Raw genomic sequence first — 4,405 nt, forward strand, 5'->3', positions numbered from 1 at the left:
CGCCAAGGGCGCGCAGCCGTCGGACCGCGTGTCGCGTTTCCTCGACGCTGCCGGCGTCAAGAAGCGCGAAGCCCGCAACAACCCGCAGAAGGCCGTGCCGCGCAAGGAGCGCAAGGCGCAGGCCGAAGCCGCCGCGAAGGGTTAAGGCCAGACCATGTCGGCGCTGGTCTGCGTCGCGCGGATCGGCGCCGCGCATGGTGTGCGCGGTGCGGTCAAACTATGGACCTTCACCGAAGATCCTTTTGCCGTGAAGCGCTACGGCCCGCTGCTGTCCAAGGACGGCAAGAGCCAGTTCGAGGTAGCAACGGCGCGCGAGGCCAGGGATCATTTGGTCGCGACGTTCAAGGGCGTCACGACCCGCGATGAGGCCGAGCGCCTCAACGGCAYCGAGCTCTATGTCGCGCGCGAAAAACTGCCCGCGACGGATGAGGACGAATATTACCACACCGATCTGATCGGGCTCGCCGCCATCACCACGGACGGCGATGCGCTCGGCCGCGTGCTCGCGATCCATAATTTCGGCGCCGGCGACATCATCGAGATCGCGCCGCCCAAAGGCACGTCCCTGCTGCTGCCGTTCTCCAACGCGGTGGTGCCGGAGGTCGACATCGCCGGCGGCCGCGTCGTGATCGCGCTGCCGGAGGAAATCGCGGGCGAGGAGAGCGAGGAGCGCTAACCGCGCTCAGCCGTCTGACGGCCCTGCTGCTCGAGCCAGTCGCAGAACACCGCGCGATGCGGATCGTCGTCGCGCCCTTCAGGAAAATAAGCAAAGTAGCTGCGGGCCGGCAGCCTGATGTTCGGGAACGGCGTTACCAGACGGCCCGCCGCGAGATCGTCGGCGATCAGTGCCGTCGGTCCCATGGCGACGCCGAGGCCGTCGAGCGYGGCCTGAAGCGTCAGATAGAAATGATCGAAGGTCAGCGACGCCGCGCCCTCCAGCGCGGACTCGCCTGCATCGGTCAGCCAGTCACGCCACAGCCGCGGCATCGAGGTGACGTGCAGCAGCGTATGCCGGCTGAGATCCGCAACCTCCGTCAGCGGCAGCTTCGTGCGCAGAGCGGGACTGCACACCGGCAGCCGCTGCTCGGACAACAGGAAGCGCGACGCAAAGCCGTGAAAGGTGTCGGGGCCGCCGCGGATCACCACGTCGAACAGCTCGGGCAAGGCATCCACCGCATCGTTCGACGTCGACAGTTGCACCTCGATATCGGGATGCTCGGCACGAAACCTGGTCATCCGCGGCAACAGCCAGCGCAGGCTGAACGTCGCGAGCGCGTTGACGCGCAGCACCGCGGCCGGCGCCTCGCCGCGGCGCTTGCGATGCTGCTGCACGGCGGCCGAGACGCGATCGAGCGCGGGCGCGAACTCCGCGAGCAGCGCAGCGCCAGCCGGCGTCAGCACCACCCGCCGCACCGATCGCCGGAACAGCGCCGGCGGCCCGAGCCAGGTCTCGAGCAGGCGGATCTGCTGGCTGACCGCGCCATGCGTCACGCCAAGCTCGACCGCGGCCTCCTTGAAGCTGCCAAGCCGGGCCGCCGCCTCGAAGGCACGGACAGCGTTCAGGGGCGGCAGGCTGCGGCGAGGAACGAACATGGGCCATACAATAGAATTTCTAGCGCATGATCCGATTATTACTGGTTTGTGACGGATTCTGGAAGGCCGCATAGTGAGGGCCAAGGCACTTACACAGCTTCGTCTTTCGACAGATTCGGATTTGAGGTCGTGGCAAATCTTTCTTCAGGTTTTCTATCGCAACCGCAAGCGGCCGCCCCTGACGAGGGAACGCTGAGCAAGCCGCGCCGCACGCTGGCGGCGACCGGCATCAATCACGCCCTCCACGATGGCTACACCGACCTGATCTATGTGCTGCTGCCGGTCTGGCAGGCCGAGTTCGCGCTCAGCTACGGCCTTTTGGCGGTGATGCGCGGGCTCTATTCCGGCGCCATGGCCGGGCTGCAAATCCCGGTCGGCCGCCTCGCCGAGCGGATCGACGGCAAGATCCTGCTCGCGCTCGGCACGCTGTTGGCCGCGCTCGGCTACGTCCTGGCCGGACTGTCCGGCGGCGTCGTGGGGCTGGGCCTTGCGCTCCTCGTTTCAGGCGCGGGTTCGAGCACGCAGCATCCGCTCGCCTCGGCCGCGGTGTCGCGCGCCTATGGCAAGGCCGCGCGCGGACCACTCGGCATCTATAATTTCAGCGGCGATCTCGGCAAGGCGGCGCTCCCGGCTCTCACGGCGATGCTGCTGGTGGTCATGTCGTGGCGGCATGCGCTGCTTCTGGTTGCACTCATGGGCCTGCTCGTTGCACTCTGCCTCGCGCTGTTGATGCCGGCCGTCGGCAAGGGCTTTGCGCAGAAATCAGCGGTCACGGCGCAAGGCACGCATGCCGGCCGCGGCGGCTTCTCCTGGCTGCTCGCGATCGGGATTCTCGACAGCGCAGTGCGGATGGGCTTCCTCACCTTCCTGCCGTTCCTGCTGCGCGACAAGGGCGCCTCGCTGCCGACGAGCGGCGTTGCGCTGGCGATGGTGTTCATCGGCGGCGCCGCCGGCAAATTCACCTGCGGCTGGCTCGGCGAACGGATCGGCACGATCCGCACCGTGCTTCTCACCGAGGGCGGCACCGCCGCGCTGATCCTCGCGGTGCTGGTATTGCCGCTGATCCCGGCGATCATCGTGCTGCCGCTGCTCGGCGTGATGCTCAACGGCACGTCCTCGGTGCTCTACGGCACGGTCCCCGAGCTCACATCGCCTCATCGCACCGAGCGCGCCTTCGCGCTGTTCTACACCGGCACGATCGGATCGGGCGCCATCGCGCCGGTGTTCTACGGCCTGCTCGGCGACGCCCTAGGTCCGACGCTGGCCACCGCGGCGACGGCGGTCACGGCGCTCGCGATATGCCCGCTGGCGCTGCTGCTGGCATCGCATCTGCCGGATGGCCGGCGAGCCTGAGGAATCCAAAGATCTCGCGAATCCGGGGCCTCGACCTGTCGGCCGCAATGCCCTAACCAGCGGCGATGACGACTTCCTCACCCTGGCGCGCGACGGTGCTGACGCTGTTTCCGGAGATGTTTCCGGGACCGCTCGGCGTGAGCCTGGCCGGCCGGGCGCTGGCCTCCGGAGTTTGGGAGCTGGAGGCGCGGGACATTCGGGCCTCCGCCACCGACCGGCATCGCAGCGTCGACGACACCCCCGCCGGCGGCGGCCCGGGCATGGTGCTGCGGGCGGATGTCCTGGCGGCCGCCATCGACGCGGCGGAGATTGGCCAGGACTCTTCAAAAGAGCGGCCCCGTCTTCTGATGAGCCCGCGGGGTCGGCCATTGACCCAGGCCCGCGTCGTGGAACTTGCCCAGGGCCCCGGCCCGCTGATCGTCTGTGGGCGGTTCGAGGGGATCGACCAGCGGGTGATCGACGGGCGGGGCCTGGAGGAGGTCTCGATCGGCGATTACGTGCTGTCCGGGGGCGAAATCGCGGCCCTGGCGCTGATTGACGCCTGCGTCCGGCTGCTGCCGGGGGTGATGGGCAAGGAGGCCTCGGGAACCGAGGAAAGCTTCTCCGACGGCCTGCTCGAATACCCCCAATATACCCGTCCGCAGCTGTTCGAGGGGGTCCCGATCCCCGAGATCCTGACCTCCGGCGACCACGCCAAGGTCGCGGCCTGGCGGCGGGCCGAATCCGAGGCCCTGACGGCGGCCCGGCGGCCCGATTTGTGGGCCCAAATCCCRGTCAAGGCCCCGAATCGGGCCGGTCGCCAAAAAACGCCAAAAAACAAGACAGACGGGTGACAAACGCTCCGGCTTGCCTTATAGCAGCGGCCAAATCCGCAATGGCTGGATAGACGAATTTCGCGCAGCCCCCGTTTGAAAAGGCTGGGCGCGCCGATGGAGATTTACCCATGAACCTGATCAAGCAGCTCGAACAAGAGCAATTCGACAAGCTGTCCGCCGGCAAGGACATTCCGGAATTCGGCCCCGGCGACACCGTGATCGTCAACGTGAAGGTCGTCGAAGGCGACCGCACCCGCGTGCAGGCCTATGAAGGCGTCTGCATCGGCCGTTCCGGCGGTGGCCTCAACGAGAGCTTCACCGTGCGCAAGATTTCGTACGGCGAGGGCGTCGAGCGCGTGTTCCCGGTGATGTCGCCGATGATCGACTCGATCAAGGTGGTGCGCCGCGGCAAGGTGCGTCGCGCCAAGCTGTATTACCTCCGCAACCTTCGCGGCAAGTCGGCCCGCATCGTCGAGAAGCAGGACCGCGCGGCGGCCGTCGGCGAGTAAGCTCCGCTTACAGACGAGTTTCGAAGAGCGCGGGGCCAAACGCCCCGCGCTTTTTTGTTTTGCCCCACCGTCATTGCGAGCGMAGCGAAGCAATCCAGRCTGKYTCCGCGGATGCATTTCTGGATTGCTTCGCTG

General features: G+C 67.2%; 5 protein-coding genes and 1 pseudogene. 5 read left to right on the forward strand and 1 reads right to left on the reverse strand.

Annotated elements, in window-relative coordinates; translation table 11 throughout:
- Together AC1D00_RS28895 and rimM are read left to right on the forward strand one after the other, a co-directional pair.
- Positions 1-145, forward strand: a pseudogene (locus tag AC1D00_RS28895) (30S ribosomal protein S16); the annotation flags it as partial.
- Positions 146-154: 9 nt separating this feature from the next.
- A complete protein-coding gene (gene rimM, locus AC1D00_RS28900) occupies positions 155-676 on the forward strand; it encodes a ribosome maturation factor RimM (RefSeq protein WP_477013009.1) in 522 nt (173 codons plus the stop codon).
- Here the strand turns inward: rimM and AC1D00_RS28905 are convergent.
- A complete protein-coding gene (locus AC1D00_RS28905; RefSeq protein ID WP_477013010.1) occupies positions 673-1,593 on the reverse strand; it encodes a LysR substrate-binding domain-containing protein in 921 nt (306 codons plus the stop codon). The two genes, rimM and AC1D00_RS28905, sit on opposite strands and share 4 nt — an antisense overlap.
- Before the next feature lie 129 nt (positions 1,594-1,722).
- Here AC1D00_RS28905 and AC1D00_RS28910 point away from each other — a divergent pair, with 129 nt between their 5' ends.
- From AC1D00_RS28910 to rplS, 3 genes are all read left to right on the forward strand, one after another.
- The gene (locus AC1D00_RS28910; protein ID WP_477013011.1) at positions 1,723-2,946 is read left to right on the forward strand and encodes an MFS transporter; all 1,224 of its coding nucleotides are present in this window, start codon (positions 1,723-1,725) and stop codon (positions 2,944-2,946) included.
- A 65-nt stretch (positions 2,947-3,011) separates the two neighbouring features.
- Positions 3,012-3,779, forward strand: a complete 768-nt coding sequence (trmD, locus tag AC1D00_RS28915; protein WP_477013012.1) for a tRNA (guanosine(37)-N1)-methyltransferase TrmD — start codon at positions 3,012-3,014, stop codon at positions 3,777-3,779.
- Positions 3,780-3,889: 110 nt separating this feature from the next.
- Entirely contained in the window at positions 3,890-4,270 is a 381-nt protein-coding gene (gene rplS, locus AC1D00_RS28920) for a 50S ribosomal protein L19 (protein ID WP_027573014.1), read from the forward strand.
- The last annotated feature ends 135 nt before the right edge of the window (positions 4,271-4,405 follow it).

It is taken from the genome of Bradyrhizobium sp. P2_E8 (assembly GCF_056403875.1).